24 protein-coding genes are annotated in these 25,844 nt (G+C 62.3%); 14 read left to right on the top strand and 10 right to left on the bottom strand.

Going from position 1 to position 25,844, the window contains the following annotated elements; all coding sequences use genetic code 11:
- Position 1 precedes the first annotated feature (1 nt).
- Positions 2–496, bottom strand: coding sequence for a hypothetical protein (locus tag J2W94_RS05275; protein ID WP_310090837.1), 495 nt, complete (start codon positions 494–496; stop codon positions 2–4).
- An 88-nt stretch (positions 497–584) separates the two neighbouring features.
- Between J2W94_RS05275 and clpS the strand changes: the two genes are divergently transcribed.
- Together clpS and clpA are read left to right on the top strand one after the other, a co-directional pair.
- The gene (clpS, locus tag J2W94_RS05270; protein ID WP_310090835.1) at positions 585–905 is read left to right on the top strand and encodes an ATP-dependent Clp protease adapter ClpS; all 321 of its coding nucleotides are present in this window, start codon (positions 585–587) and stop codon (positions 903–905) included.
- Between the two features lie 217 nt (positions 906–1,122).
- Positions 1,123–3,405: an ATP-dependent Clp protease ATP-binding subunit ClpA gene (gene clpA / locus J2W94_RS05265; RefSeq protein ID WP_310090833.1), complete on the top strand. Its 2,283-nt coding sequence runs from the start codon at positions 1,123–1,125 to the stop codon at positions 3,403–3,405.
- 21 nt (positions 3,406–3,426) lie between these two features.
- Here clpA and J2W94_RS05260 read toward each other — a convergent pair whose 3' ends face one another.
- The 6 genes from J2W94_RS05260 to trxB all read right to left on the bottom strand — a co-directional run bounded on the left by J2W94_RS05260 (position 3,427) and on the right by trxB (position 7,627).
- A complete protein-coding gene (locus J2W94_RS05260) occupies positions 3,427–3,792 on the bottom strand; it encodes a hypothetical protein (RefSeq protein ID WP_310090832.1) in 366 nt (121 codons plus the stop codon).
- A gap of 207 nt (positions 3,793–3,999) precedes the next feature.
- Positions 4,000–4,218, bottom strand: coding sequence for a translation initiation factor IF-1 (gene infA, locus J2W94_RS05255; protein WP_079726088.1), 219 nt, complete (start codon positions 4,216–4,218; stop codon positions 4,000–4,002).
- Between the two features lie 82 nt (positions 4,219–4,300).
- On the bottom strand, positions 4,301–5,059 hold the full coding sequence (gene aat / locus J2W94_RS05250) for a leucyl/phenylalanyl-tRNA--protein transferase (RefSeq protein ID WP_310090828.1): 759 nt from the start codon (positions 5,057–5,059) through the stop codon (positions 4,301–4,303).
- A gap of 23 nt (positions 5,060–5,082) precedes the next feature.
- Entirely contained in the window at positions 5,083–6,240 is a 1,158-nt protein-coding gene (locus J2W94_RS05245; protein ID WP_310090826.1) for a GNAT family N-acetyltransferase, read from the bottom strand.
- Positions 6,237–6,674 (bottom strand): GNAT family N-acetyltransferase, encoded by a 438-nt coding sequence (locus J2W94_RS05240; protein ID WP_310090824.1) that lies wholly within the window; start codon positions 6,672–6,674, stop codon positions 6,237–6,239. The genes J2W94_RS05245 and J2W94_RS05240 overlap by 4 nt, the downstream gene beginning before the upstream one ends.
- The gene (gene trxB / locus J2W94_RS05235; RefSeq protein ID WP_310090822.1) at positions 6,674–7,627 is read right to left on the bottom strand and encodes a thioredoxin-disulfide reductase; all 954 of its coding nucleotides are present in this window, start codon (positions 7,625–7,627) and stop codon (positions 6,674–6,676) included. The genes J2W94_RS05240 and trxB overlap by 1 nt, the downstream gene beginning before the upstream one ends.
- 368 nt (positions 7,628–7,995) lie before the next feature.
- On the opposite strand from trxB, the gene J2W94_RS05230 reads away from it, so the two are divergent.
- The 10 genes from J2W94_RS05230 (at position 7,996) to J2W94_RS05185 (ending at position 19,940) form a co-directional block, all read left to right on the top strand.
- A complete protein-coding gene (locus J2W94_RS05230) occupies positions 7,996–10,386 on the top strand; it encodes a DNA translocase FtsK (protein ID WP_310090820.1) in 2,391 nt (796 codons plus the stop codon).
- 56 nt (positions 10,387–10,442) lie between these two features.
- Positions 10,443–12,395 carry a DUF3857 domain-containing protein gene (locus J2W94_RS05225; protein ID WP_310090818.1) on the top strand — a complete coding sequence of 651 codons (1,953 nt, stop codon included), beginning with the start codon at positions 10,443–10,445 and terminating at the stop codon, positions 12,393–12,395.
- A gap of 135 nt (positions 12,396–12,530) precedes the next feature.
- On the top strand, positions 12,531–13,154 hold the full coding sequence (lolA, locus tag J2W94_RS05220; protein WP_310090816.1) for an outer membrane lipoprotein chaperone LolA: 624 nt from the start codon (positions 12,531–12,533) through the stop codon (positions 13,152–13,154).
- A 244-nt stretch (positions 13,155–13,398) separates the two neighbouring features.
- Complete coding sequence (locus J2W94_RS05215; RefSeq protein ID WP_430540566.1) at positions 13,399–14,727, top strand: replication-associated recombination protein A; 1,329 nt, start codon at positions 13,399–13,401, stop codon at positions 14,725–14,727.
- On the top strand, positions 14,724–15,122 hold the full coding sequence (locus J2W94_RS05210; protein WP_310090812.1) for a fluoride efflux transporter FluC: 399 nt from the start codon (positions 14,724–14,726) through the stop codon (positions 15,120–15,122). Before J2W94_RS05215 ends, J2W94_RS05210 begins: the two co-directional genes overlap by 4 nt.
- Before the next feature lie 345 nt (positions 15,123–15,467).
- Positions 15,468–16,796 (top strand): hypothetical protein, encoded by a 1,329-nt coding sequence (locus J2W94_RS05205; protein ID WP_310090810.1) that lies wholly within the window; start codon positions 15,468–15,470, stop codon positions 16,794–16,796.
- A 119-nt stretch (positions 16,797–16,915) separates the two neighbouring features.
- Entirely contained in the window at positions 16,916–17,383 is a 468-nt protein-coding gene (locus J2W94_RS05200; RefSeq protein WP_310090808.1) for a hypothetical protein, read from the top strand.
- A gap of 20 nt (positions 17,384–17,403) precedes the next feature.
- On the top strand, positions 17,404–18,072 hold the full coding sequence (locus tag J2W94_RS05195; protein ID WP_310090806.1) for a C39 family peptidase: 669 nt from the start codon (positions 17,404–17,406) through the stop codon (positions 18,070–18,072).
- A gap of 3 nt (positions 18,073–18,075) precedes the next feature.
- Positions 18,076–18,591 carry a hypothetical protein gene (locus tag J2W94_RS05190; RefSeq protein WP_310090804.1) on the top strand — a complete coding sequence of 172 codons (516 nt, stop codon included), beginning with the start codon at positions 18,076–18,078 and terminating at the stop codon, positions 18,589–18,591.
- Between the two features lie 23 nt (positions 18,592–18,614).
- Entirely contained in the window at positions 18,615–19,940 is a 1,326-nt protein-coding gene (locus tag J2W94_RS05185; RefSeq protein ID WP_310090802.1) for an acetate kinase, read from the top strand.
- Positions 19,941–19,967: 27 nt separating this feature from the next.
- On the opposite strand, the gene J2W94_RS05180 is transcribed toward J2W94_RS05185, so the two are convergent.
- The gene (locus J2W94_RS05180; RefSeq protein ID WP_310090800.1) at positions 19,968–20,378 is read right to left on the bottom strand and encodes a low affinity iron permease family protein; all 411 of its coding nucleotides are present in this window, start codon (positions 20,376–20,378) and stop codon (positions 19,968–19,970) included.
- A gap of 158 nt (positions 20,379–20,536) precedes the next feature.
- Between J2W94_RS05180 and J2W94_RS05175 the strand changes: the two genes are divergently transcribed.
- Together J2W94_RS05175 and ligD are read left to right on the top strand one after the other, a co-directional pair.
- The gene (locus tag J2W94_RS05175) at positions 20,537–21,448 is read left to right on the top strand and encodes a Ku protein (RefSeq protein WP_310090798.1); all 912 of its coding nucleotides are present in this window, start codon (positions 20,537–20,539) and stop codon (positions 21,446–21,448) included.
- A 3-nt stretch (positions 21,449–21,451) separates the two neighbouring features.
- Positions 21,452–23,890 (top strand): DNA ligase D, encoded by a 2,439-nt coding sequence (ligD, locus tag J2W94_RS05170; RefSeq protein WP_310090796.1) that lies wholly within the window; start codon positions 21,452–21,454, stop codon positions 23,888–23,890.
- A 22-nt stretch (positions 23,891–23,912) separates the two neighbouring features.
- Here ligD and J2W94_RS05165 read toward each other — a convergent pair whose 3' ends face one another.
- The gene (locus J2W94_RS05165; RefSeq protein ID WP_310090794.1) at positions 23,913–24,986 is read right to left on the bottom strand and encodes an SAM-dependent methyltransferase; all 1,074 of its coding nucleotides are present in this window, start codon (positions 24,984–24,986) and stop codon (positions 23,913–23,915) included.
- 337 nt (positions 24,987–25,323) lie between these two features.
- Positions 25,324–25,827 (bottom strand): hypothetical protein, encoded by a 504-nt coding sequence (locus tag J2W94_RS05160; protein WP_310090791.1) that lies wholly within the window; start codon positions 25,825–25,827, stop codon positions 25,324–25,326.
- Between the last annotated feature and the right edge of the window lie 17 nt (positions 25,828–25,844).

Below are 25,844 nucleotides of genomic sequence, written 5' to 3'. Positions count from 1 at the left end.
CTTAGAGGTCGTCCTGGCCGGGATTGAGTTCGTTCTCCATCTCGTCGGCGAGCTTGATCGCCGCATCGATGGCGTCGTCCAGCTCTTCCTTGCTGGCGTCGGAGGGAATCTTGACCACGAAGGTCGCGTTCTTGCCCTGTTTCACCCAGGCGCCCAGCTTGGCGATGTTGGAAGCCTCCAGCAGGCGATTGGCGACTGGCCCGGGGAAGTCCTCCGTAGCCGACTCGTAGGCCGGCGACCACACCTCGCGTACCGAGTGCTCGCCGTAGGTTTCCACCGCGGACAGGACATATACGACCTGGCTGCGTCCCTCGTCGCCGACTTCGAAAACCAATTTGAAATCGTTGTCGTCGTCCAGTTCGTATTTGTAGCCCAGCTCCGTCAACTGAGCCTTGATGCCCGCATCCGGAACGGTCCTTTCCGTTTCCTGGGCGCTCAGCGGCAGGGATAAAGCCAAGCCAAAGCCAAGGCCGAGGGCCAGCGATAGGGACGTCAAGGGCGATTTCCTGTGCAAAGCGACTCTCCGGTTGAAACGTTAATTGTGCGGGCAGCGATGCAGCCCGTCCAATCCGTATAATTCTCCCATGCCCCGCAATAACGAAAACGAACGCGACCACGGCGTAATGGTGGAAACCAGCAAGCCGGAAGTGGCGCGCCCGCCGCTGTACCAGGTGTTGTTGCTCAACGACGACTACACACCGATGGATTTCGTGGTGCTGGTGCTGCAGCAGTTCTTCGCCATGGACATCGAGAAAGCCACCCAGGTCATGTTGCACGTCCACACCCGGGGTCGCGGCGTATGCGGGGTCTATACCCGCGAAGTGGCCGAATCCAAGGTTTCCCAGGTCAACGAATACGCGCGGATGAGTCAGCATCCATTGTTGTGCACGATGGAAAAGGCTTGAAGGCGGTAAAGAGGCAAGGGTAAAGGGGGGAACAGGAAAAGCTTGCGCCAGCCGCTGCCGTCCGTGTGTTGCCCGATTGCCCCGCTTTTCCCGTTTACTCTTGACTCTTCACCCTTTATCTTCTTTCCGTCCATATCCTGAACACTGAAACCCGAAAGGGTTGTGGAAATCCGCCGGACAGGCCTCATATTGTGGGGAACAGCAGTCGGAGTAACCCATGTTCAGCAAAGATCTAGAGCAAACCATCGGCCAGTGCTACAAGCGCGCCCGTGAAGCCCGGCATGAATTCATGACCGTGGAGCACCTGTTGCTGGCCCTGCTGGACAACGCCTCGGCCCAGGCCGTGCTCAAAGCCTGCGGCGGCGACGCTCCACGCCTGCGCAACGATCTGGAGCAGGCCATCGAAGCCTCGGTTTCGCGTCTGGCCGAGGACGACGGCCGCGACACCCAGCCCACCCTGGGTTTCCAGCGCGTGCTCCAGCGCGCGGTCTACCACGTGCAATCCTCGGGCAAGAAGGAAGTCACCGGCGCCAATGTGCTGGTTGCGATCTTCGGCGAAAAGGACTCCCACGCGGTCTATTTCCTGACCCAACAGGACGTCACCCGTCTGGACGTGGTCAATTACCTGTCGCACGGCATCGCCAAGCAAGGCGAGGAAAACGAATCCGGCAGCCACCCCGAAGGAGAGGGCAAGACCGGTGAGGGTGCCGATGGCGAGGGCAAGGGCGATGCCCTGGCCGAATTCGCCAGCAACCTCAACGAGCTGGCGCGCAACGGCAAGATCGATCCGCTGGTGGGCCGCGCCGATGAGGTGGAGCGCACCATCCAGGTCTTGTGCCGCCGCCGCAAGAACAATCCGCTCTACGTAGGCGAAGCCGGCGTGGGCAAGACCGCGCTGGCCGAGGGCCTGGCCAAACGCATCGTCGAAGGGCAGGTACCCGAAGTGCTGCTCGATGCGACCATTTTCTCGCTGGACCTGGGCGCGCTGGTGGCCGGCACCAAGTACCGCGGCGATTTCGAAAAGCGCCTGAAGGGCGTGCTGTCGGCGATCAAGAAGCTGCCGGGCGCGATCCTGTTCATCGATGAGATCCACACCATCATCGGCGCCGGCTCCGCCAGCGGCGGTACCATGGACGCCAGCAACCTGATCAAACCTGCGCTGGCCTCGGGCGAACTGCGCTGCATCGGTTCCACCACCTTCCAGGAATACCGCGGCATCTTCGAGAAGGACCGCGCCCTGGCGCGCCGCTTCCAGAAGATCGATATCGTTGAGCCTACGGTCGGCGAAACCTTCGAAATCCTGCAGGGTCTCAAACCCAAGTACGAAGCCCACCACCACGTCACCTATGCGGACGACGCGTTGCAGGCGGCGGTGGACCTGTCGGTCAAGCACATCGGCGACCGCTTGCTGCCGGACAAGGCCATCGACGTCATCGACGAGGCCGGCGCGCGCCAGCAGTTGCTGCCCGAAGGCGTACGCAAGAGCCTGATCGACGTCGAGGAAATCGAGACCATCGTGGCCAAGATGGCGCGCATTCCGGCCAAGCAGGTGTCCTCGTCCGACAAGGACGTGCTGCAGCACCTAGAGCGCAATCTGAAGATGGTGATCTTCGGCCAGGATCCGGCTATCGAGACGCTGGCCTCGGCGATCAAGCTGGCCCGCTCGGGCCTCGCCAATCCGGACAAGCCGATCGGCAATTTCCTGTTCGCGGGCCCCACCGGCGTCGGCAAGACCGAAGTCACCAAGCAGCTGGCGCTGCAGCTGGGCATCGAGCTAGTGCGCTTCGACATGAGCGAGTACATGGAATCGCATTCGGTCAGCCGCCTGATCGGCGCGCCTCCGGGCTACGTCGGTTTCGACCAGGGCGGCCTGTTGACCGAGAAGATCGTCAAGACGCCGCACTGCGTGCTGCTGCTGGACGAAGTGGAGAAGGCGCATCCGGATATCTTCAATATCCTGTTGCAGGTCATGGACCGCGGCATCCTCACCGATACCAACGGCCGCGAAGCCAACTTCAAGAACGTGATCCTGGTGATGACCACCAATGCCGGCGCCACCCAGGCGGCGCGGCGTACGATCGGCTTCACCCAGCAGGACCATTCCACCGATGCGATGGAAGTGATCCGCAAGAGCTTCACCCCGGAATTCCGCAACCGCCTGGACGCGGTGGTGCAGTTCCAGGGCCTGGGCTTCGACCATATCCAGCGCGTGGTGGACAAGTTCCTGATCGAGCTGGAGATGCTGCTGCAGGAGAAGCACGTCAGCCTGTCCACTACGCCGGCCGCTCGCGACTGGCTGGCCAAGCACGGCTTCGACCCGCTGATGGGCGCCCGCCCGATGTCTCGTTTGATCCAGGACAAGGTCAAACGTCCGCTGGCCGACGAACTGCTGTTCGGCAAGCTGGTGGGCGGTGGTCGGGTCAGTATCGACGTGAAGGACGACGACCTGGTGGTCGTCGCCCAATCCGAACCCGAGAGGTTGTTGCCGGCAACGGTCTGACCATTGCCGGCGATCGCCGGGTCAACGCTGCCTGCGAACGTACTTTTCGTACTCGTCTTGGTCGACGCGCACCACCTCACGCGCCGAGCAGCTATCGCGCTTGCCCGAGACTTTCGTATCCCGCGGACACAGGCGGTTGGCCTGGCCGTCGGTGCTGATCTTCACGGCGGGGGAAACCGCGATAGCGCTGCAACTGCCGTTGAAGCCGAGACGGTAGTAATTGTCGCCGTCCTTAACCAGCAGGTACTGGGAACCGAAGCGCGCGGCCTGGTAATCGGCAGGCAGGTCGACGCAATCCGCCAACTTTTCATTGTCCTGCCGGGCGTGGGCTGCGGTCGCGAAACCCGCTAGCGCCACGAGTAGCAATGTCGATTTGAGCTTGAACATCTGAGCTTGACCAGGATGACAGCCCGGAAGTGGGCCGACCTCAGGTTAGGCAACCCAGGGCAGACACGAATCTGCTTGAAGTGTCGGTGACCAATCGCACGTGTTCAGGCCAAAGCGTGCAAAGCCGGTAGCGGCGGTTAGGCCGCAAGCGCCGTAAAAACAACAAAGGCGACAAAAGTCGCCTTTGTTATCAATGAGTTGATGAAATTATTTCATCCGGTACGTGATGCGACCCTTGGTCAGATCGTAGGGGGTCATTTCGACCTTTACCTTGTCGCCGGTGAGGATGCGGATGTAGTTCTTGCGCATGCGGCCGGAGATGTGGGCGATGATTTCGTGCCCGTTCTCCAGTTTGACCCGGAACATGGTGTTGGGCAGCGTCTCGGTGACGGTGCCTTCGAATTCAATTGAGTCGTCTTTCGACATGTAAACCTGTAGGTGTAGCGAGCGGCGTGGGCCGTAAGAGCGGGGATTCTACGCGTCGGCCGCCGCGCATGCAAAAAATGCGTTAATCAGACCTGACTTCGGCCAGTGCGGCGGCCTCGATGATACCGAAGCGCTGGCTCCAGTTGCCCGGCGCTTCCGGGAGGCCGGTGAGCAGGTCGATGTTCTCCAGGAACGCGGAACGAGGCCAGCTTTCCGCTCCCAAGCTGGACAGGTGCGGATTTTCCACCTGGGCATCGATCAGCGGCCATCCCCATTCGCGCAAACGGAACGCCAGCGCAGCGAGCGCGACCTTGGAACCCCCGGACTCTCCGCTGTACATGCTTTCGCCGAAGAACATCCGGCCGATCGCCACGCCGTAGATGCCGCCCACCAGCCGGCTTTCGCCCGAAGGGTCGACGTCGAACACTTCGACCGAATGCGCATGCCCCAGCCGATGCAACTCCAGGTAAGCCGCCCGCATGTCGTCGGTGATCCAGGTTCCGTCCTGGCCAGGTCGAGGCGTGCCGGCGCAAGCTTTAATCACACTGCCAAAAGCGGTGTCGGCGCCGATCTGCCATGTGCTTCGACGCAACTCCCGCCGAAAACGCGAGGATAGCCGCACGCCTTCCGTACGGAACACCATGCGCGGGTCCGGCGTCCACCACAGGATCGGTTGGCCTTCGGAATACCAAGGAAAGATGCCGTGGCGATAGGCGTTGAGCAGCCTTTGCGGGGAAAGGTCGCCGCCCACGGCCAGCAGGCCATCGGGTTGGCGCAATGCGGCATCGGCCGGCGGAAAAGGCGAGTCGGGATCGGGCGAGAGGAATGCAGGGCGTCGCATCGTTGAAGGTTAACCGGTGCGGCCTACGAGGTTCCTACGGATTTGAACGGAGAATGCATGGCAAGCGTCGCCGCATAGCGCTTCACCGATAGAGTTTCCTCGGCGCACCAACGCCGCAGCGCATCGGCGAAATCCGCATCGGCAATCCAGTGCCGGCTACGCACATAAGCGGGCAGGAAGCCGCGCGCCAGCTTGTGCTCGCCCTGGGCGCCGGGCTCGAAGACCTTCAAGCCCTCGCGCAGACAGTATTCGATGCCCTGGTAGTAGCAGGTTTCGAAATGCAACCCAGGCGAAGTTTCGCTCGCTCCCCAATAACGGCCGTACAAGGTGTCGCCACCACGCAGGCATAGGGCGCCGGCGATCGGAACCCGCCGCTCATGGTGAGCCTGTTGAACCACGCGTTCGGCGAGGAAAACGACCAGGTTGCGCGGCATGGTCCGAGCCAGATGACGCACGAATTCCAGGGTCAGCGCAGGTGAATTTCCGTAGTCGCGGAAAGTCAGCAGGTAGAAGGCGAACATGGTCGCGAGATCTTCGTCGCTGGCCTCATCGCCATGCACGACACGGAAACTGATACCGGCACGTTCGACCTTGGCGCGTTCCTGGCGGATGTTCTTGCGATGCTTGTGGTCGAAGGCGGCGAGGAACCCGTCGAAGTCCTTCCAGCCGGCCTCATTGCGCCAGTGGTATTGCACGTCGGTACGGGACAGCCAGTCGGGGCCGAAAGCGGAATCTTCCTCAAGCGTATGGAAATTGATGTGGGCAGAGGAGACGCCGTCGTTGCGGGCTTGTCCGATCACCGCGGCGAGCAAGGCTTCTTTGTGCGCTTCCGTACGCGCCAACAGGCGTGGGCCGGTGACGGGCGAGTAGGGCACGGCTCCCAGCCATTTGGGGAAGTAGTCGCGTCCATACTGCGCGTAGGCGTGCGCCCAGGCGTGATCGAACACGAATTCGCCATGCGAGTTGGTCTTCAGGTAACCCGGTGCCGCGGCGACCAGTTCGTCGCCTTCCCACAGGGTGACGTGATGCGGGGTCCAACCCCAGTCGGGACGCAGGCAACCGTGCTGCTCCAGGCCGGAGAGAAAGGCGTGCGATACGAATGGATTGCCGCTGCCGTGCAGGGAATCCCATGCGGTCGCGGGCACACCCGCCAGGCCGCCGACGATGCGAAGCTGGGTCATTCCGGTCCGCTTGCGGCGCGCCGATACACGTCCGGATCGTGTTTCTGCATATGCTGCCCCGGGTGGCTCAATTCGGTGAAGCCGACCTGGGCGTACAGATCCTGCATGTCGCGGGTCACCAAGTGCCAGCGGCGCAGGCCCTGCAAGCGGGAATCCGCCATCAGAGCACGCACGATCTCGCGTCCATAGCCCTTGCCGCGCTGATCCGGTACCACGAACACATCGGCCAGATACGCGAACGTGGCTTGGTCGGTGACCGCGCGGGCGAAAGCCACCTGTGCGCCGTCGAGATAGCCGCCATAGCAGAGGGAGTTGGCCAGGGCGCGGTCCAGGGTGGCGCGGGGGATGCCCGCGGCCCAATACGAGCCACGGGCAAGGAAATCATGGATCAGCGCGACATCCAGCTCGGTCGGGTCGGCACTGATCCGCAGCATCAAGCGTCCTTGTCCAGGTAGCGCTCGGCGTCCAGTGCGGCCATGCAACCGAAGCCGGCCGAAGTGATGGCCTGGCGGTAGACCTGGTCGGCGACATCGCCCGCGGCGAACACGCCCGGCACGCTGGTGACGGTGGCTTCGCCTTCCAGGCCGGTACGGATAGTGATGTAACCGTTCTTCATCGCCAACTGGCCTTCGAACAGGCTGGTGTTAGGCGTATGACCAATGGCCACAAACAGCCCATGCGCGATGATGTCGCGCGTACTGCCGTCCTGCACCGACTTGACCCGCACACCAGTGACGCCGGCTTCGTTGCCCAGCACTTCGTCGACTGCGTGATGCCAGACCAGCTCGATCTTGCCAGACTGGACCTTGGCGAACAGCTTGTCTTGCATGATCTTCTCCGCACGCAAGGTGTCGCGGCGGTGCACTAGGTAGACCTTGCGGGCGATATTGGAAAGGTAAAGCGCTTCCTCGACGGCCGTGTTGCCGCCGCCGACCACCACCACGTCCTGGTCGCGGTAGAAGAACCCGTCGCAGGTGGCGCAGGCGGACACGCCGCGGCCCTTGAACAGCTCTTCCGAGGGCAGTCCCAGGTACTTGGCGGTCGCGCCGGTGGCGATCACCAAGGCATCGGCGGTGTATTCGCCGTTGTCGCCGATCAGCTTGAACGGCCGCTGGGCCAGGTCCACGGTGTGGATATGGTCGAAGATCACTTCGGTGTCGAAGCGTTCGGCGTGGGCCTGCATGCGCGTCATCAGGTCCGGGCCCATCAGGCCATGGGCATCGCCCGGCCAGTTGTCCACTTCGGTCGTGGTCATCAGCTGGCCACCTTGCTGCAGTCCGGTGATCAGGACCGGCTTGAGGTTGGCGCGCGCGGCGTAGACGGCGGCGGTCCAACCGGCGGGGCCGGAACCCAGAATCAAGAGACGGCAGTGTTTTGAAGTGCTCATGTATACTCAAAATGAAGGTGGGAAAGGCGATGCGGCTGCGTTTTCGCATCGCTTCGGCGAACGCATAGAGTGGCGGTGGGGCGAAGTCGAATCAAGGCGTGCCAATGGAATGCGCTGGTGCGTATTGGTTTGTGGCGATCTCATAGCCCCGTTCGTGGTGAGCCTGTCGAACCACGCTCTTGGCGGGTTAACAGCGAATATTGAGCCCGTCCGCAAAAAGCGTGGTTCGACAGGCTCACCATGAACGGGATATTGAATCGCTACAGACAACTCCGATGGCATCACAATAACGTAAGAGCTACTGAAATCCCCATTTGATTCGTTTATTATCAAAGACTAATGCAGCATTCTTAAGGTCTGGTCGATAGGTGGCAAAGCAGCTTCCGGAAACTTCCAAAGCCAAGGGCGCCAATTCGGCCGCCCGTAAGCAGGCGTCGACGGTCAATCCGCGTCGCCAGCGCCTGTGGCGCGACCTCGCGCTCATCGCTATCGCGCCTTTGTTGCTTTATCTGCTGGCGAGTCTGTTCACCTATTCGCCCGACGATCCCAGCTGGACGCAGTCCGGCAGCCTGACCACGCCCATCCACAATCTGGGCGGCAGGGTGGGCGCCGTCGTCGCGGATCTTCTCTTGGCCTTCTGCGGCTACATCGCTTTCCTGCTGCCGATCATGCTGGGCGTGGTGGCGTGGATCGCGTTGTTCGGCATGGACAGCGATGGCGATGGCGAGGCCGACCTGGGTCCGGCGCTGCGCCTGATCGGCATCGTCGGCTTCCTGATTTCATCGACCGGGCTGCTGTTCATGCGGGCGGTACCGGCCGCCGATTTTTCCGCAGGACCAGGCGGCATCCTGGGTCGCCTGGTGGGCGGCTCGCTCAATAGCCTGTTCGGCAGCCTCGGCGGCAATCTGTTCCTGCTGGCGCTGTTCCTGGTGTCGGTGACCCTGGCCACCGGCCTGTCCTGGTTCGCGGTGATGGAACGCATCGGCAAGGGCGTGATGGCGCTGCCTGCGCTGTTCCGCCGCGGCACCCACCAGGCAGCCGAATGGCAACAGACCCGGGTCTTGCGCGAGGAGCGCGAGGAAGTGCGCAAGGTCGACGCCGTGCAGCGCGCCCGTCGTGAGCCGGTGCATATAGAACCGCCCCCGGCGCCGGTCATCGAAAAGAGCGACCGCGCCAAGCGCGAGCAGCAGATACCGCTGTTCCACGGCACCGGCGGCGACGATTCCGGCATTCCGCCGTTGTCGCTGCTGGACGATCCCAAGCCGCAGACCCGGGGCTATTCCGAAGAAACCCTGGAAACCCTGTCGCGCCAGATCGAATTCAAGCTCAAGGACTTCCGTATCGATGTGCAGGTGGTCGGCGCCTATCCGGGGCCGGTGATCACCCGTTTCGAGATGGAACCGGCACCGGGCGTCAAGGTCAGCCAGGTCAACTCGCTGGACAAGGACATCGCCCGCGGCCTGAGCGTGAAGTCGGTGCGCGTGGTGGACGTGATTCCCGGCAAGTCGGTGATCGGCCTGGAAATCCCCAACACCAGCCGTGAAATGATCTACCTCAGCGAGCTGCTGCGCTCCAAGGAATACGACAAATCGCCCAGTCCGCTGACGATCGCACTGGGCAAGGACATCGCTGGCCGGCCGACGGTAGCCGATCTGGCGCGCATGCCGCATCTGCTGGTCGCCGGCACCACCGGTTCGGGTAAATCCGTTGCCGTGAACGCCATGGTGCTGAGCCTGCTGTACAAGGCCAGCGCCAAGGATGTGCGCATTCTGATGATCGATCCGAAGATGCTGGAACTGTCCGTCTATCAGGGCATTCCGCATCTGCTGGCGCCGGTGGTCACCGACATGAAGGAAGCCGCCAACGGCCTGCGCTGGTGCGTGGCGGAAATGGAGCGCCGTTACAAGCTGATGAGCGCGGTAGGCGTGCGCAACCTGGGCGGCTTCAACAAAAAGGTGAAGGACGCGCAGGACGCCGGGCAGCCGTTGATGGACCCTTTGTTCAAGCCCGGCTCTAATACGGGATTCGCCGATTTGGGCGATGCGCCGATGCCGCTGGAAACGCTGCCTTTCATCGTCATCTTCATCGACGAATTCGCCGACATGATGATGATCGTCGGCAAGAAGGTGGAAGAACTGATCGCCCGGCTGGCGCAGAAGTCGCGCGCCGCCGGTATGCATCTGATCCTGGCCACTCAACGGCCGTCGGTGGACGTGATCACCGGCTTGATCAAGGCCAACATCCCCACCCGCATCGCCTTCCAGGTCTCCAGCAAGATCGATTCGCGCACCATCCTCGACCAATCCGGAGCAGAGACGCTGCTTGGCATGGGCGACATGCTTTATCTGCCGCCCGGCACCGCCATGCCGGAACGCATCCACGGCGCCTTCGTCAGCGACGAGGAAGTGCATCGGGTGGTAGAACATTTGAAAGCGACCGGCAAGGCCGACTACATCGAAGGCGTGCTGGAGGAAATCCAGACCATGGGCGACGGCACCGTGGTCGGCGCTACCGGCCTGCCGGAGGCCGCGGCCGGATCGGGCGATGCCGAAAACGATCCGCTGTACGACGAAGCGGTACGCATCGTCACCGAAACGCGCCGCGCCTCCATCTCCGGCGTGCAGCGCCGGTTGAAGATCGGCTACAACCGCGCAGCGCGCCTGGTCGAGGCCATGGAAGCGGCAGGCGTGGTGACGCCGCCCGAGCACAATGGCGATCGCAGCGTGCTGGCGCCGCCACCGCCACCGCCACGCGGATGATGCTGCCTGCAGCAGCTATGCCCCCGCAGCAATCCCTCGAATAACCGGAACCACGCATGCAACGAATCGCTGCACTGCTATTGATCGTCTTTTCCCCTGTCGTCTGCCTTGCGCAGGAGCCTGCCAGCACGACTCAGACGACTCCTCCGGCGGAACCGCAGCCGGCCGCAACGCAGGAGCCCGTCAACAGCTTCAGCTTCGTCCGCTACCGCGCCGACTACGAAGTGAAGGCGGACGCCACCAGCGTCGAGACCAACGAATACGAAATCCTGATCAAGACCAAGGCCGGCGTGGACAACTTCAGCCAGGTGCGCCTGAGCTACAGCGAGAAGATGGAGTCGCTGGAAGTCATCGCTGCCTACACCATCGCTCCCGACGGCACGCGCCACGACGTGCCCGCCGACAAGATCTACACCCAAGAAAGCTATTCCAGCGCCTCGGCCGCCATGTATGCGGACCGCAAGGTCAAAGTCATCGTTTTTCCCAACCTCTCGCCCGGCACGCGACTGGTCTATAGCTACCGGCAGAGCCAGAACACTCCGTATTTCCCCGGTTATTTCGGTCTGTGGGAAAACCTGAGCCTGTTCACCCAGTACGACGACGCGAAGATCACCCTGACCGCGCCCAAGAACCTGCCCATGCACCTGTACACCCGCGACGTGCAAGGCAGCGACCGCCCCAGGATCGAAGGCGATACCGCGCGCTGGTCGTGGACCTACAGCCGAAAAACGCCGATGCAGAACCAGAACTGGACCGCGGCCGGCTGGGAATACGGCCCCACCGTCATGGCCAGCACCTATCCCGACTTCTCGGCGATGGGCCGCGCCTACCAATTGAAGGGCGCCGAAGCGGCCAAGCTCACGCCGAATGTTCAGGCGCGTGCCGACGACATCACCAAGGGCATCGGCGATCGTCGCGCACAGGCCTCCGCGATCTACGAATGGGTCGCCAAGAACATCCGCTACGTAGCCGTCTATCTTGGTAACGGTGGACTGGAACCGAATTCGGCGGAAAGCATCCTCGCCAACCGTTATGGCGACTGCAAGGATCACACCGTGATTCTGGAAGCGCTGCTGGCCGCCAAAGGCATCGCCAGCACGCCGGTGCTGATCGGGGCCGGCGGCGGCCCGACCTTGCCGGCGATCGCGGTACTGGGCCGCTTCAACCACGCGATCAACTACCTGCCGGAATTCGATCTGTATCTGGATTCCACCAGCCCCTATGCACGCTTCGGCCAATTGCCCGCCAGCGACTTGGGCGCGCCGGTCGTGCACACGGTGGACGGAAAGCTCTCTCGCACGCCCCCCAATGGGCCTGCCGTCAATGCCTATCGGGCAGATAGCGTCTACACCTTCGGCGCCAACGGCGATGTCAGCGGACGCACCCGCCAGGACGGCAGCGCTTCCGGCGAAATCGGCCTGCGCGGCATGTTCGCGCAGCTGACCTCGCAAAACCGGCCGCGCGTCGAAGAATCCATCATGTCCGCCTCCGGCTTCAACGGCGTAGGACGCCTGAAACTGGAAGGAGATGTCGACGACCTGCGCAAGCCATTCGGTTATTCGTTCGCCTTCGACGCCACCGACTACGTCGATTTCAGCGTGGTCGGTGGAATGACCCTGCCGGATCCGCCGGGCGCCGATTCCATGCGCGGCATCTACGCCACCGCTTCCAGCGAAGCTAACGCCACTCCGTTCTATTGCAACGACAGCCTGCGGGAAGAGACCTATACCCTGAAATTTCCAGCGACGGTCCCCATCATCGCCATTCCGCGCAGCAGCCGCTTCAGCAACGCGGCGGGCGAATACGAGGCGAGTTGGAAGCGGGAAGGGCAGGAGGTGATCGCCACGCATCGCCTCAGCCTCAACGCCATCCACGGCGCCGACAAGCTGTGCCTTTCCAGCGACTATCCCGCGTTCCGCGAGCTTTACCAGTACGTCCGCCGCGGATTCCGCGCGCAGATCGTGTACGGGGACTTGAAAACCGCGCAGGTGGTCAATGAAGCGCCGTAGCGTCGACGCCTGCCGTTGCACGGCCGGGTTTTGCGGCCCCGCGATTCTGCGCGGTTCAGCGAAGATCGGGCGGATCGGCACGTGTTCAGCTTCATCTCGCGACACTGAGCACCAATAGTCATCCAAGGACTCCCCATGAAACAGTCCCTCCAACTGCTGTTCCTCGGCACGGCGCTGCTCGCCGGCAACGCGGTCGCCGGCGCCCGCGACGAACTCAAGTCCTTCGCTTCCGGCCTCAAGGGCCTGGACGGGCAGTTCAGCCAACAGGTCTACGACGCCAAAGGCAAGCTCAAGGAAACCTCCAGCGGTCGGGTGGCGCTGTCCGCACCGCGCCTGTTTCGCTGGGAATACGCCAAGCCGTACCCGCAGTTGATCGTCGCCGACGGCAAAAAAGTGTGGGTCTACGATCCCGATCTGCAGCAGGTCACCGTGCGCGATCAAGGCAGCGAGGAGCAGAACAGTCCGCTGTCGGCGCTGATCGATCCGGCCAAACTGGATCAACAGTTCAACGTCAAGGAATCCGGCAACGCCGACGGCCTGCAGTGGCTGACCCTGACCCCCAAGAGCGAAGGCGACGCGAGCTTCCAGTCCGCACGCTTGGGCTTCGGCAAGGGCGGATTGAGCCGGATGGAAGTGCTCGATGCCGTCGGACAGAGCACCAAGATCAGCTTCAGCGGTTGGAAACGCAATCCGGCATTCGCCGGCACCACCTTCAAGTACACCCCGGCCAAAGGCGTGGACGTAGTCGGCGATATCTAACCGTTTAAGCCTTCTCCCCTTGCGGGAGAAGGTGCCCGAACAGCCTGCCCCGCACTTGATACGAGAGGGCGGATGAGGGGCGAGCGGAGCGACGACCTTTCCGCGCCAAACCCGTCGGGGACGTGGCCCCGACCTACGGCCTTCGCGTCGCCTGCGACTCCCTGACGGCTAGAATGTCCGGGTGGCGAAGCCCAAGACCAAACTGACCGACGAGCCCGATCTGCTCAGTGTGGACCGCACTGCGATGCGTCCGCTGGCCGAGCGCATCCGGCCCCGTACGCTGGACGAAATGGTCGGCCAGCGCCGATTGCTCGCCCCGGGCAGCGCGCTGCGCCGCGCGGTCGAGTCGGGCCATGTGCATTCGATGATCCTGTGGGGCCCCCCGGGTTGCGGTAAGACCACGCTGGCGCTATTGCTGGCCAAATACGCCGATGCCGAATTCAAGGCGATCTCCGCGGTGCTGTCGGGGTTGCCCGAAGTGCGGCAAGTGCTGGCCGAAGCCGCGCACCGTTTCGCCGAGGGGCGCCACACCGTGCTGTTCGTGGACGAGGTGCATCGTTTCAACAAGGCCCAACAGGATGCGTTCCTGCCGCATATCGAACGCGGAACCATCATCTTCGTCGGTGCGACCACCGAGAATCCTTCGTTCGAATTGAACTCCGCGCTGCTCTCGCGATGCCGCGTGCATGTGATGGAATCGGTGTCCAGGGACGACATCATGGAGGCGATGCGCCACGCCTTGAACGACGAACAACGCGGGCTCGGCGGGCAGGGTATCGAGGTATCCGAAGACTCTCTTCGCGAAATTGCCGGCGCCGCCGACGGCGACGTGCGTCGCGCTTTGACTCTATTGGAAATCGCCGCCGAACTGGCGCTGGGAGAAGGCGGCCTGATCACCGAGCAAACCCTGCTGCAGGTGCTCGCCGACCGCACCCGCCGTTTCGATAAGGGTGGCGAACAGTTCTACGACCAGATCTCGGCGTTGCACAAATCGGTGCGCAGCTCGAACCCCGATGGGGCCTTGTACTGGCTTACCCGAATGCTGGATGGCGGCTGCGATCCCGGTTACCTGGCCAGGCGCATGACCCGTATGGCGGTGGAGGACGTCGGCCTGGCCGATCCGCGTGCGCTGCAGATGGCTATCGAAGCCTGGGAAACCTACGATCGCCTCGGCAGCCCCGAAGGCGAGCTCGCCTTGGCGCAATTGGCGATCTACCTGGCCAGCACCGCCAAGTCCAATGCCGGATACGTCGCTTTCGGCGCGGCCAAGCGCGACGTGCGCGAATACGGTACCCAGGACGTGCCCATCCATCTGCGCAATGCGCCGACCAAGCTGATGAAGGAACTGGGCTACGGCAGCGGTTATCAATACGATCATGACGCCGAGGGCGGCATCGCTCTGGACCAGACCGCGTTCCCCGATGCGATGGGCGAACGTGTGTACTACGAACCGGTGGAGCGGGGCATGGAGATCAAGCTGAAAGAAAAGATCGACCGCTTGCGCGCCGCTCGCACCGAAGCGCAACGCGACAGCGTCCGCAAGCCGCGCGGCGGCAAGAGGTCCGACGCATGAGTACGCCTTTTATGCAGGCCGTGGCGGTCGCGGTAGGTGGCGCCGCCGGTGCGCTGTTGCGCCATGGCGTGAATCTGCTGCTGCCCAGATCGGCGCAGCACGCGTTTTCCGTTTCCACTTTGACGGTGAACGTCGTCGGCTGTTTTTTCGCCGGCCTGGCGCTGGTCTGGATCCTGCAACGCAACGAAACCGATTTCTGGCGTGCCCTGCTGCTGACGGGCTTGATGGGTGGCCTGACCACCTTTTCCGCGTTCGGATTGGACTTGCTGCATCTGGTCCGTGCGGAACGGTGGGCGTGGTTGGGGCTGACCGTTTTCCTGCATGTGGCGCTAGGCCTGATCGCCGTATTGGCGGGCTGGCGGATAGGCCAATCGGCCTGGCCGCTGCCGGGTTGAGGCTGCGCAATCGGGCGTGTTTTCCGGCCTGAAACATACCTAAAAAGCGGGCGCTCTGAATTCGCACCCCGACTTTTTTGTTAACCCCGATGAGCCGTCTTTTCGATGTCGTTTTTTAGGATTTTCCGCTGCGTTTGTCCGGTGGCGGATTTTTGCTGCGTTATTGGCAAACTTTTATGTAATCGCGAATACAAACCGCTGGACCAGCTTTTCGCAGTCTTCAATCATTAGTTTTTCTTCACACATTGCAAGCGCACTCATAACAAATCGCGTTGTTAATGCGACGAACCGTCGCTTTATTGACGCCTCCCCTGGGTGTCAGGCCGACGTGTCAGGAGAATGGAGATGAGTACGAAGAAGACCTTGATCGCAACGGCGGTCGCGCTTGGCCTGGGATTGGGCGGTCAGGCGTTTGCCGCGGAAAACACCGAAAACGGCGCTGGTGAAAATGTGCAAGTAGCGATCGACACGATCACTCTTACAGACAACAGCGATAACAGTGACAACAGCGACAATAGCGACAATAGCGATAACAGCGACAACAGCGCGAATGGCGTCGCTTATGCGGACGGTTACGGCACAGCCGCCGCCAATAACGGCGGAACGGCCACAGCCACCTTCTCGAATTCCTTCAACCACAGCAAGGCCATAGCCACGACCAAGCTCAATGGTTATGTCACCGATGTGCGCGTGCACGATATCGGCAATGTCGCCAACAATTGGGGCGACGCCAATGGTGCCAGAGGCGGCGCAGGCGGTGACGGCTACGGTGGTGAGGGCAACGGTGGCGATGGCTACGGTGGCAATGGCGGAAACGGCGGAGACGGCGGCAGCGGCGGCTCCGGTGGCGATGCCAACAACGGTAGTGCATCGGCTGGCGATTCCAGCAATGGCAGCGCCTGGATCGGCGATGCGAACGCGGGCAACGGCGGCCGTGGCGGTCGTTCCGATCACAACGATAGCGGACGCGGCGGCGACGGCGATGGCGACGGCGGCGATGCCGGCAGCCTGAGTGCAGCGGGCGGCGGCGACGGCTATGCCGGCGGCGGCGATGGCGGCGGTTTGAGCGCAGCGGGCGGCGGCGATGGCGGTGCTTGGAGTGGGCGAGTGCGCGAACGCGGTGCGGGTAGCGCCACGAGTGGCGATGCCACGGGCACCGGCGGCGACGGCACTTCCGGCGATGGCACCGGTACCGGCGGATCCGGCACGGCCAGCGGCGGCGCGGGCACTGCTGGTTCGGCGACCGCTACCGGCGGCGATGGCACGGGCACCGGCGGCAACAGCGGTGACGTGGCCAGCACGGCGGGCAACGGCGGCGACGGCGGTTCGGCCACCAACGGCGATGCCACCAACGGCGGCGCGTCCTCAAGCGCGACCAATGGCGATGCGACTGCCGGCGATGGCGCAGTCGGCGCGATGGGCGCCGAAGGCGGCGTGGGCGGCGACGGCAACGGCGGCACCGGCAACGGCGGCGTCGGCAACGGAGCGGTCGGCGGTGCGGGCGGAAACGGCGGATCGGTCGCCAACGACGCGGGCGCCTTCGACATGTCCAACAACATGACCAGCGTTGGCCAATCGGCGGCGGGCATCATGGTAGCGGCGCAGAACAGCGGCGCAGCTTCGCTGATCCAGCAAGGCCTCACCGTGCAGGCCAATCTGACCGTAGGTCCGTAAGCGCTTCGCAGCGATGCACCGGGCCGTTACGGCGGCCCGGCGCATCACGCGCGACCGCGCCGGTAGAGGCGGCAAGCGCGTGCGGAACGCATGACAAGGATGGCAAGGGAGGAATCACCATGCGCATCAATCGCTTTATTTCATTGCTGGCTTGCGCCGTGGCGGCTAGTCCATGCGTTGCCGGCACCATGGAGGCGTCTGTACAGGGGCATGACGCCGCTCCGCTTCCGGCGACCTACACGGACGCCGGCACGATCGTATTCGCTAACGCCATGCTTTTCGGTGAAGAACCCATGCCGGCGGCGTCGACCGAAGCCAGCGACACCGGTATCGGAATTCCTGTCGATGCCGGAGAACTGGAACGGCTGCGAGGCGGAGAGAGCACGGTCGACAACGACGTGCTGATAGACGGCACCGTCGAAGGCAACACCGCCGACCATATCGTCAGCGGCGCCAATGCCATCAGCGATGGGGCTTTCACCAACGCCAACGGCATCAACACGGTGATCCAGAACAGCGGCAGCAACGTGCTGATCCAGAACGGAATGGTTGTGAACGTACAGTTCGTGGCGCCGCCGTCGCCATGATCAGGATCGGATCCCTGGTCATGGGCACGGTTCTATCGTTGGCATGGGCCGTGCCCGTGCTTGCGGGTGGAATCGATGTACGCGCACCGTACGGCGGCAGCTACGATTTGCGTATCACCAGTTTGAAGGAGGCACGGTTCAGAACGACCGTGCCTCAACGATACGATTTCAGTTGCGGATCTGCGGCCACGGCTACGCTGTTGAGCTATCAGTACGGAGTGCCGGTGAACGAAGAGCAGGTCTTCGTGAAGATGTACACCCATGGCGACCAGGTCAAGATCCGCAAGGAAGGCTTTTCCATGCTGGACATGCGGCGTTACCTGCAGTCGCAGGGTTTCGAGGCGGACGGATTCGAGTTGCCGCTGGATAAGCTGGCCGAAGAAGGCGTACCTGCGATCGTATTGTTGAACGACCGCGGCTATCGGCATTTCGTCGTGGTCAAAGGCCTGCGCAACGGTCGCGTGCTGCTGGGCGATCCGGCGCGTGGCACGCGCGCGATGTCGCGCGCACGCTTCGAGGCCTTGTGGGACAACCGGGTGCTGTTCGTGATCCACAACCGGCGCGAGATCGCACGCTTCAACCAGACACGCGATTGGCGCACCGCACCACCAGCTCCGCTGGACATGGGCATCCAGCGCGAAGGGCTGCGCAATATCGCCATGCCCCGACGTGGACCGGGAGACATCTGAGCCATGAACACGATCGCCGGTTTCGTTTCTTTATGCGCGCTCTCCGTAAGCGCGTGCCTGCCATTTTCCGCAAGAGGGCAGGTCAGTGCCGAGTCGCCCACTCTTCTCGGCGACGAATGGGTGCCCGTGGATCCGGCGCGATTGGCGGATATGAGGGGCGGCCTGTTGATGCCGTCCGGACTTTCGCTTTCGTTCGGCATCGAGCGCCTGGTCTACGTCAATGGGCAACTCGTCGCCAGCGCCACCTTGCAGATCCCCGACCTGGGACGCATGACCGCCGACCAGGCCAGTGCGCTGGCTGCCATCAACGAAGGCAGGGTAGTGCAGATAGGGGAAGGCAACCGTATCGGTCCTGGCGCCGGCGGCAACGCGCTGGTGATCCAGAACACGCTCGACGGACAGGACATCAGCGCTCTGACTACGTTGAACGTAGGCGTGGACACCTTGGGAATGCTGCAGGAACTCAACAGCTACGACGCGTTGCACAACGCACTCATCACTTCGCCAGGATCGCCCTGAGCGCCCACTACAGGGGACAGCGCATGAAACGAAAGGAATTGACTCATTTTCCGCTACTGCCCATGGCCTGCTTGGCGATGGCGATCTGTGGATCCCTCCGGGCACAGGAGCTGGTCGCGGCAGGCGATGAGTCGAAGCTCGACGGGCTACAAAGGCAGATCAACGAACAGTCGCGCCAGCTCGACGACATGCGCAATTCCATCGAGACGCAGGAGCGGAACCTCTCGCAGCTGCAGCAGGCGCTGAATGAGGAGCTGCTGGCCAATGCGCGCGCCCGTGGCTTGCCTGCACCGGCGCTTTCGGCGGGAGCCATGCAAGTACCCGCCTATGCGCAGTCCAGTGCGCAGCAACCGGCTCGGCAACCTGTGGGGCAGGCGCCCGAATCTCAGAGCAGGCCGCCCGAGGTGGCGCAGATCTTCGATCAACCCGGTGTGCTGACTCCCTCCGGCACGCTGGTGCTGGAACCCGGACTGCAGTACGGATACTCTTCCAATGATCGCGTCGCCCTGGTCGGTTACACCATCATCCCGGCCTTGCTGATCGGCTTGATCGATGTGCGCCAGGTGAAGACCACCTCGGCGACCGCCGTGCTGACCGCCCGCTACGGCATGGGCAACCGCTTCGAGATGGAAGCTAGGCTGCCTTACGTCTACATCAACAGCGATACGGTTAGCCGCGAGATCTTCACCGGTACGGCGGTGGATCGGGTGTTCAATGCCAATGGAAGCGGTATGGGCGATGTGGAAGTGACCGCCCGCTACCAACTCAATCAAGGAGGCCCGGACAAGCCTTATTACGTCGCTTGGCTGCGTTACAAGAGCCGCACCGGCACAGATCTGTTCGAGGTGACCACCGACTGCGTCACCCGCTGTATCGGCAATACCACCGGCACCGGTCTTCCCATGGAACTGCCCACCGGAAGCGGCTTCAATGCCCTCCAGCCGGGCATTACCTGGCTGTTTCCGTCCGACCCCGTGGTCTTCTTCGGCAGCCTGAGTTACCTGCATAACTTCAAGCGCAGCGATGTCTCGCGCACGGTCATAGGCGGGCAGAAGGAATTCCTGGGCGATGTCGAAGCCGGCGACATCATCGGTTTCAACCTGGGTATGGGCCTGGCGCTCAACGAGAAGGCCGCGATCAGCATAGGCTACGACCAGAACATCATCGGCAAGACAAAACAGAACGGCGAAGACGTGGCGGGCGCGGTACGCGTCACCCTGGCCACGCTGTTGCTGGGAGGAACCTATCGTTTCAACGATCAGGTGTCGCTGAACGTCGCCCTTGGCGCAGGCTTGACCCGCGATACCCCGGATCTGAATTTCACGGTGCGCGTCCCGGTGACGTTCTGAGCCGAAGAAGGAAACTACCGATGGCGATCATGATTCGCCGGATCGCTTGCCGGCAAGCTTGCGCGCGCGTTGCGCCTTCGCCTGCTTGGCCATGTCTTCGTAGCGCTGACGCAGGCGATCCAGCTCGGCTTCTTCCAGCTCTTCCAGATCCAGCAGCTCGTTGTTGGCCATCCGGCTGACGAAGATCAACTCGTCCAGCTTGATCTGCATGGCTTCGGTGTCGCGGTTCTGTGTGTTCTGGATCAGGAACACCATCAGAAAAGTGATGATGGTCGTGCCGGTGTTGATCACCAACTGCCAGCCTTCGCTGAAGTCGAACAAGGGGCCGGTGAGCGCCCATATCAGCACCAGCGCCGCAACCAGGCAGAAACACAGCGGATTGCCGGTGAATTTGGCGGTGGTCTGGGCCAGCCTGTTGAATGTCTTTGCGAGTTTCATCCCTGCGGCTCCTTGGAAGAATGCCTCGCATGATGCGCGGCTTTGAGAAACCGCGGGTGAAGCAGAATCGCGCTTCCTCACGCTTGTATAACGGCCGCAGCGGTATCGATTCCTGGTTGGCTTGAGTACCTGCGAGCCGTTCTTCAAAGGAGACCTCCATGGCACGACCCATCTGGACCGGCACGCTATCTTTCGGCCTGCTCAACGTCCCGGTCTCGCTGATGTCCGGCGAACGCAAGGTGGACCTGCATTTCCGCATGCTGGATTCCCGCGACAAGAATCCGATACGTTTCGAACGCGTCAATGCCGAGACCGGCGAGGAAGTCCCCTGGAAGGACATCGTCAAAGCCTTCGAGTATTCCAAGGGAAACTACGTCACCGTGGAAAAGGAGGACATCCAGTCCGCGGCTCCCGAAAGCCACGAATCGGTGGAGGTGGAGGCGTTCGTGGACGCTGGCAGCATCGACCAGCGCTATTACGAAAAACCCTACGTCCTGGTTCCAGGCAAGAAAGCGGAGAAGGGCTACGTGCTGCTGCGCGAGACCCTGAAGGCGAGCAATAAGATCGGAATCGCGCGCGTGGTCATCCGCACCCGCGAGTACTTGTGCGCGGTCATGCCCGAGGACGATGCGCTGGTATTGATCCTGCTGCGCTATCCGCAGGAGCTGGTGGATCCTGCGGACTACAAGCTGCCGACTGGCAAGGCCTCCCAGTACCGGATCACGCCCAAGGAAATGGAGATGGCCAAGCAGCTCATTTCTTCCATGTCGGGAAAATGGTCGCCGGACGACTACCACGACGAGTTCCGCGAGCGTCTGCAGGCCATTATCCAGAAGCGGGTGAAGTCGAAAGGCGCCACCACCAAGATCGTCGAATCCAGCGCAGAACCGGAAGACGCGGCCACCAATGTGGTGGATTTCATGTCGCTGCTGCAGAAGAGCCTGGATAGCAAGAAGCGCACACCAGCCAAGAAGGCAGCCAGAAATACCAAGATGCCTACCAAGAAGCCTGCCAAGAAGGCCGCGGCCAAGGTTCCGGCCAAGAAGGTGGCCAAGCGCAAGTCGGCTTGATCGATGTCGCTGCGCGATTACCACCGCAAGCGCCGCTTCGACGACACGCCTGAGCCCGACGCAGAATCGGGCGGGAGGAACGCAAAGGCGCGGCGCCCGATCTTCGTCGTGCAGCTTCACCACGCACGGTCGCGGCACTACGACTTCCGCCTGGAAGCCGACGGCGCCCTCAAGAGTTGGGCGGTGCCGAAAGGCCCGTCCTTCCGCCTGGGCGAAAAGCGATTGGCGGTGGAAGTGGAGGACCATCCGTTGGCCTATGCCACGTTCGAAGGAGATATTCCGGAAGGCAATTACGGCGCCGGACATGTGGATGTCTTCGATCATGGGACATGGGCCAGCGAAGGAGATCCGATGGAAGCCATCGCCGCAGGCAAGCTGGACTTCGTCCTGCATGGCGACAAACTCAACGGCGCGTGGAAGCTGGTACGCACCAACCTGCGCGGTAAACAGAAACAGTGGCTGCTGATCAAGCGCGACGACGAATACGTTGCCGATCTCGATGCGGACGAACTGGAGGCGGGAAAGAAACCGCCACCGACCGCACGCAGCCGCGTCAACACCAGCACCGGCAAAGCGAAAAAGAGCCCAAAACCTGCCGGCAAAGCACGCTGGTCGCAGCGCGCGCTGCTCATCGAAGGCGCGCGCAAGGGCGACTATCCCACCGGATTCTCTCCACAACTCGCCAGCACCCGCGAAATGCCGCCCACCGGTGAGGACTGGCTGCACGAAATAAAATGGGATGGCTACCGAATGATGGCCGACCTGGTCAAGGGCAAGGCCAAGCTGCGCTCGCGCGGCCAGCTGGACTGGACCGAAACCTTTCCCGAAGTGGCCCACGCTGTCGAAGCGCTGCCGGTCAAGGAGGTACGGCTGGATGGCGAGCTGGTAGTAATAGACAAGCAGGGCCGTAGCGATTTCAGCGCGCTGCAGCGCGCCATAGACGGAACCTCGAAACAGCCGCTGCGCTACGTGGTGTTCGACATGCCCGGCATCGAAGGCGTGGATCTGAGCCGCTGCGCGCTGGTCGAACGCAAGCGCCTGTTGAAGGAACTGGTCGGTAGCGAGCCGGGCGTGCTGGCTTTCAGCGAACACATCCTGGGCCATGGCAAGGAAGTGTTCGCCGCGAGCAAAGAGAGAGGACTGGAAGGCATCGTCAGCAAGCGCATCGATTCGGCCTATAGCCAGTCGCGCAGTCCGGCCTGGGCCAAGGTCAAGCACGAGGACACCGACGAGTTCGTCGTGGTTGGCTATACCGCCCCGAAGGGTTCGCGCAACGGATTCGGCTCTCTGCTGATGGCCAAGCCGGAGCATGGCGCGTTTCGATATGTCGGCAGGGTGGGCACCGGGTACGACGATGCGACGCTGAAATCGCTGGAGGCGACCCTTTCCAAACTGCGGACGCGCGAGGCGTCCATCGAACTGCCGCGGCATGTACCGTTTTCGGCACACAGCGTGCACTGGGTCAAGCCAGTCGTGGTCGTGGAAGTCGCCTTCCGCGGCTGGGCCAAGGAAGGCCTATTGCGACAGGCGAGTTTCAAACGATTGCGAGAGGACAAGCGGATGAAGGATCTGGACACAGGCAGCGGCGAGGTGAACATTACCCATCCCGAACGCGTGGTCTACAAGAAAGAGAAGATCAGCAAGGGGCAGGTGGCCGACTATTACCGACAGGTGGGGCGCTGGTTATTGCCCGAACTTGTGCGGCGACCGCTGTCGCTGGTGCGTTGCCCCGACGGGGCGCAGGGAGAATGTTTTTTTCAAAAGCACCACAGCGATGCGCTGGGCAAGTCAGTGCGTGCGATTTCTCTCAAGCAAAAAAGCGGCAACGAGGATTACCTGTACATCGAGGACCTGGCGGGACTGCTGGAACTGGTGCAAATGAATTCCCTAGAATTCCATCCCTGGGGCTCGCGCGTGGAGGCGCCCGAAAAGCCGGACCGGATGGTGTTCGACCTCGATCCGGGACCCGGCGTGACCTGGCCCCAGGTCAAATCCGCGGCGCGCGACATCCGTAAACGCCTGGAACAGGCAGGACTGCAAAGTTACTTGCGGCTCTCGGGAGGCAAGGGCTTGCACGTTGTCGTACCGATCAACCCGGCGCCGGGTTGGGACGAGGTCAAGGACTTCTGCGGCGCCTTCGCCGAAGCGCTGGCTGCCCATTCGCCGGAAAAGTACGTGGCGACGATGAGCAAGGCCAAGCGCAACGGGGTGATCTTCGTCGACTGGCTGCGCAACGGGCGTGGAGCTACCAGCGTGTGTTCGTGGTCGCTGCGCGCGCGCGAGTTGGCCACGGTCGCCATGCCGCTGCGCTGGGAAGAACTCGCCAAGGTCGACGCGCCCGGCATGTACACGATGGCGCGCGCGCTGCAGCGCGCGGCCAGGCTGCGCAACGATCCATGGGAAGGAATGGATCAGGTCAGCCAGGACCTGCCCGGGACCTGATCGCACGGCCTATTTTTTCCGCTCAGCGCTTGAAGCGGTAGTGGGCCACCATCCATTCGTTGCCGTTGTCGTAGCCGAACAACTCCGCGCAGGCCATCCAGAACATGCGCCAGCGCTGGTACCACACTGGCGCGTCGACCATGCCGTAGACGCCTTGCAGCACGCGCATCACCTGCTCGCGGTTGTTATCCTGATTCTGCAACCAGGCATTGGCGGTCTTTTCGTAATGTTGGCCGGACAACAGCCAACGTTGTTCGATCGAAATTCTGTCCTGGAAGTGCAGCAAGGTGTCGGCCGATGGCATCAGTCCGCCGGTGAAGAAATGCCGTCCCATCCAGTTGCCTTCGCCCTTGGCCTCGAACAGGTACAGCAGCTCGCGGTGGCAGAAAAGATGCACGAACAACTTGCCGCCAGGCACCAGCCAGCCGGCGATGCGCGACAGTAATTCCTGGTAATTGCGCATGTGTTCGAACATCTCCACCGACACCACGCGGTCGTAACTTGCGTCTTCCATGCGCAGGCTGTTCACGTCCGCGGTGACGACTTCCACGTTGAAGATGGCGCGCTCGCGGCAACGGGCCTCGATGAATTCGCGCTGGATCTTCGAATTGGAGACTGCGGTGATTTTCGACTCCGGATACTGCTTGGCCATCCACAAGGTCAGCGAACCCCAGCCGCAGCCCAGCTCCAGGATGCGCTGGCCGTTGGCCAGTTCGGCGCGCTCGCCGTACAGGCGCAGCATGTGGTCTTCGGCCATGTTCAGGCTGGTGGTGGCTTCGTCCCAATAGCAACTGCTGTATTTGAGCTGCCGACCGAGACACAGCTGGAAGAATTCCGCCGGCAGTTCGTGATGCGGGCGATTGGCGGTCTGCGTCTCGGTGGCGATATCGCTGTTGCGCAAGCCTTCCAGCCAAGCCTGCTGACGCGCGAACACTTCATCCGCACCGCCTTTGCGTTCGTCTTTCAGACGTTGCGCGCATTGACGGCGGATGCCCATGCGCAGCAGGTTGTCGGGGAGGCGACCGGATTCCGCCAAGCGAGTGGCAAGACTCTCCTTTTCTTCGAAATCGGCGGCAAAAGGGGTGGGTGTGGACATGCGGGCTCCAGGGGATGGATATCAACGCTCCGGGGGAAGCGGCTTCGGGGGAAGCGGTACACAAGGGCTGTGGTGCGGCTGGCACCCGGCATGGTCCTGAGGCGCTCGCGCCTCCGCTGGGAATGACCAGTCACGCTTTTTACGGGGCGCAGCACGGCGTAACTGAACAACCCCATGACCGCTCCCCAAAGCGCACTCAACGTTACCAGCACTAGTACCAAAGAATCTGTGAAATGGACCGCACCCCGGCCATGCGAGGCGGCCCGGCAGGAATGCGCGCTCGCGATGCGGGGCAGGGCGCTTGCCGCCATCGCCTACCGATATGAGGGTGAAAGTCCTACGGATCCGGCCCAACAATCCGCATCAGCGTCAGCTTGGCGCTTCGATAAAATTGCCAAGCGCCTACGGACAGGCGATGCAGACTGAGGAGCAGGACATGCGTGCCGCAATTCTGTCGTTGTTGTTTTTCATCGCGCCAACGGGCAATGCGCAGCAGGTTCATAAATGCGTCAAGGGCAGGGAGGTGAGCTATCAATCCGCAGCTTGCAACGCTGGCCAGCGCCTGGTGAAACAGTGGGATGCCGTACCGGAATCCGAGCCCGTGGCGGAGCTTGGCCATAATCAGGAAAAACGTCGACAGGGCGAGGTGAAATTCGCGCAATTCGGACGTGCGGCAAGCGAGCGTCGAGCACATTCCGGCAACCGTGGCGGAAAGAGATATACGATCGATGCCGCCGACAAGAGATGCAATGCCGCCAAAGCGCGTCGCGAGGCCAAGCTGATCTCGGTAGGACTGAAAAGGACGTTCGATCTTCTGCGCAAACTGGACGACGCTGTCCATGAGGCATGCAAGCCATG

The organism is Pseudoxanthomonas sacheonensis, from assembly GCF_031455975.1.
Lineage (GTDB): Bacteria > Pseudomonadota > Gammaproteobacteria > Xanthomonadales > Xanthomonadaceae > Pseudoxanthomonas_A > Pseudoxanthomonas_A sacheonensis_A.
The sequence above is the reverse complement of the archived record's forward strand: the minus strand, read 5'-3'. Positions and strand labels throughout refer to the sequence as shown.

Excerpts from the sequence above, each read along its gene's own strand:
- clpS (WP_310090835.1), top strand. The coding sequence starts at position 585 with ATGCCCCGCAATAACGAAAACGAACGCGACCACGGCGTAATGGTGGAA.
- clpA (WP_310090833.1), top strand. The coding sequence starts at position 1,123 with ATGTTCAGCAAAGATCTAGAGCAAACCATCGGCCAGTGCTACAAGCGC.
- J2W94_RS05260 (WP_310090832.1), bottom strand. The coding sequence starts at position 3,792 with ATGTTCAAGCTCAAATCGACATTGCTACTCGTGGCGCTAGCGGGTTTC.
- infA (WP_079726088.1), bottom strand. The coding sequence starts at position 4,218 with ATGTCGAAAGACGACTCAATTGAATTCGAAGGCACCGTCACCGAGACG.
- aat (WP_310090828.1), bottom strand. The coding sequence starts at position 5,059 with ATGCGACGCCCTGCATTCCTCTCGCCCGATCCCGACTCGCCTTTTCCG.
- J2W94_RS05245 (WP_310090826.1), bottom strand. The coding sequence starts at position 6,240 with ATGACCCAGCTTCGCATCGTCGGCGGCCTGGCGGGTGTGCCCGCGACC.
- J2W94_RS05240 (WP_310090824.1), bottom strand. The coding sequence starts at position 6,674 with ATGCTGCGGATCAGTGCCGACCCGACCGAGCTGGATGTCGCGCTGATC.
- trxB (WP_310090822.1), bottom strand. The coding sequence starts at position 7,627 with ATGAGCACTTCAAAACACTGCCGTCTCTTGATTCTGGGTTCCGGCCCC.
- J2W94_RS05225 (WP_310090818.1), top strand. The coding sequence starts at position 10,443 with ATGCAACGAATCGCTGCACTGCTATTGATCGTCTTTTCCCCTGTCGTC.
- lolA (WP_310090816.1), top strand. The coding sequence starts at position 12,531 with ATGAAACAGTCCCTCCAACTGCTGTTCCTCGGCACGGCGCTGCTCGCC.
- J2W94_RS05215 (WP_430540566.1), top strand. The coding sequence starts at position 13,399 with ATGCGTCCGCTGGCCGAGCGCATCCGGCCCCGTACGCTGGACGAAATG.
- J2W94_RS05210 (WP_310090812.1), top strand. The coding sequence starts at position 14,724 with ATGAGTACGCCTTTTATGCAGGCCGTGGCGGTCGCGGTAGGTGGCGCC.
- J2W94_RS05205 (WP_310090810.1), top strand. The coding sequence starts at position 15,468 with ATGAGTACGAAGAAGACCTTGATCGCAACGGCGGTCGCGCTTGGCCTG.
- J2W94_RS05200 (WP_310090808.1), top strand. The coding sequence starts at position 16,916 with ATGCGCATCAATCGCTTTATTTCATTGCTGGCTTGCGCCGTGGCGGCT.
- J2W94_RS05195 (WP_310090806.1), top strand. The coding sequence starts at position 17,404 with ATGGGCACGGTTCTATCGTTGGCATGGGCCGTGCCCGTGCTTGCGGGT.
- J2W94_RS05190 (WP_310090804.1), top strand. The coding sequence starts at position 18,076 with ATGAACACGATCGCCGGTTTCGTTTCTTTATGCGCGCTCTCCGTAAGC.
- J2W94_RS05185 (WP_310090802.1), top strand. The coding sequence starts at position 18,615 with ATGAAACGAAAGGAATTGACTCATTTTCCGCTACTGCCCATGGCCTGC.
- J2W94_RS05180 (WP_310090800.1), bottom strand. The coding sequence starts at position 20,378 with ATGAAACTCGCAAAGACATTCAACAGGCTGGCCCAGACCACCGCCAAA.
- J2W94_RS05175 (WP_310090798.1), top strand. The coding sequence starts at position 20,537 with ATGGCACGACCCATCTGGACCGGCACGCTATCTTTCGGCCTGCTCAAC.
- ligD (WP_310090796.1), top strand. The coding sequence starts at position 21,452 with ATGTCGCTGCGCGATTACCACCGCAAGCGCCGCTTCGACGACACGCCT.
- J2W94_RS05165 (WP_310090794.1), bottom strand. The coding sequence starts at position 24,986 with ATGTCCACACCCACCCCTTTTGCCGCCGATTTCGAAGAAAAGGAGAGT.
- J2W94_RS05160 (WP_310090791.1), bottom strand. The coding sequence starts at position 25,827 with ATGGACAGCGTCGTCCAGTTTGCGCAGAAGATCGAACGTCCTTTTCAG.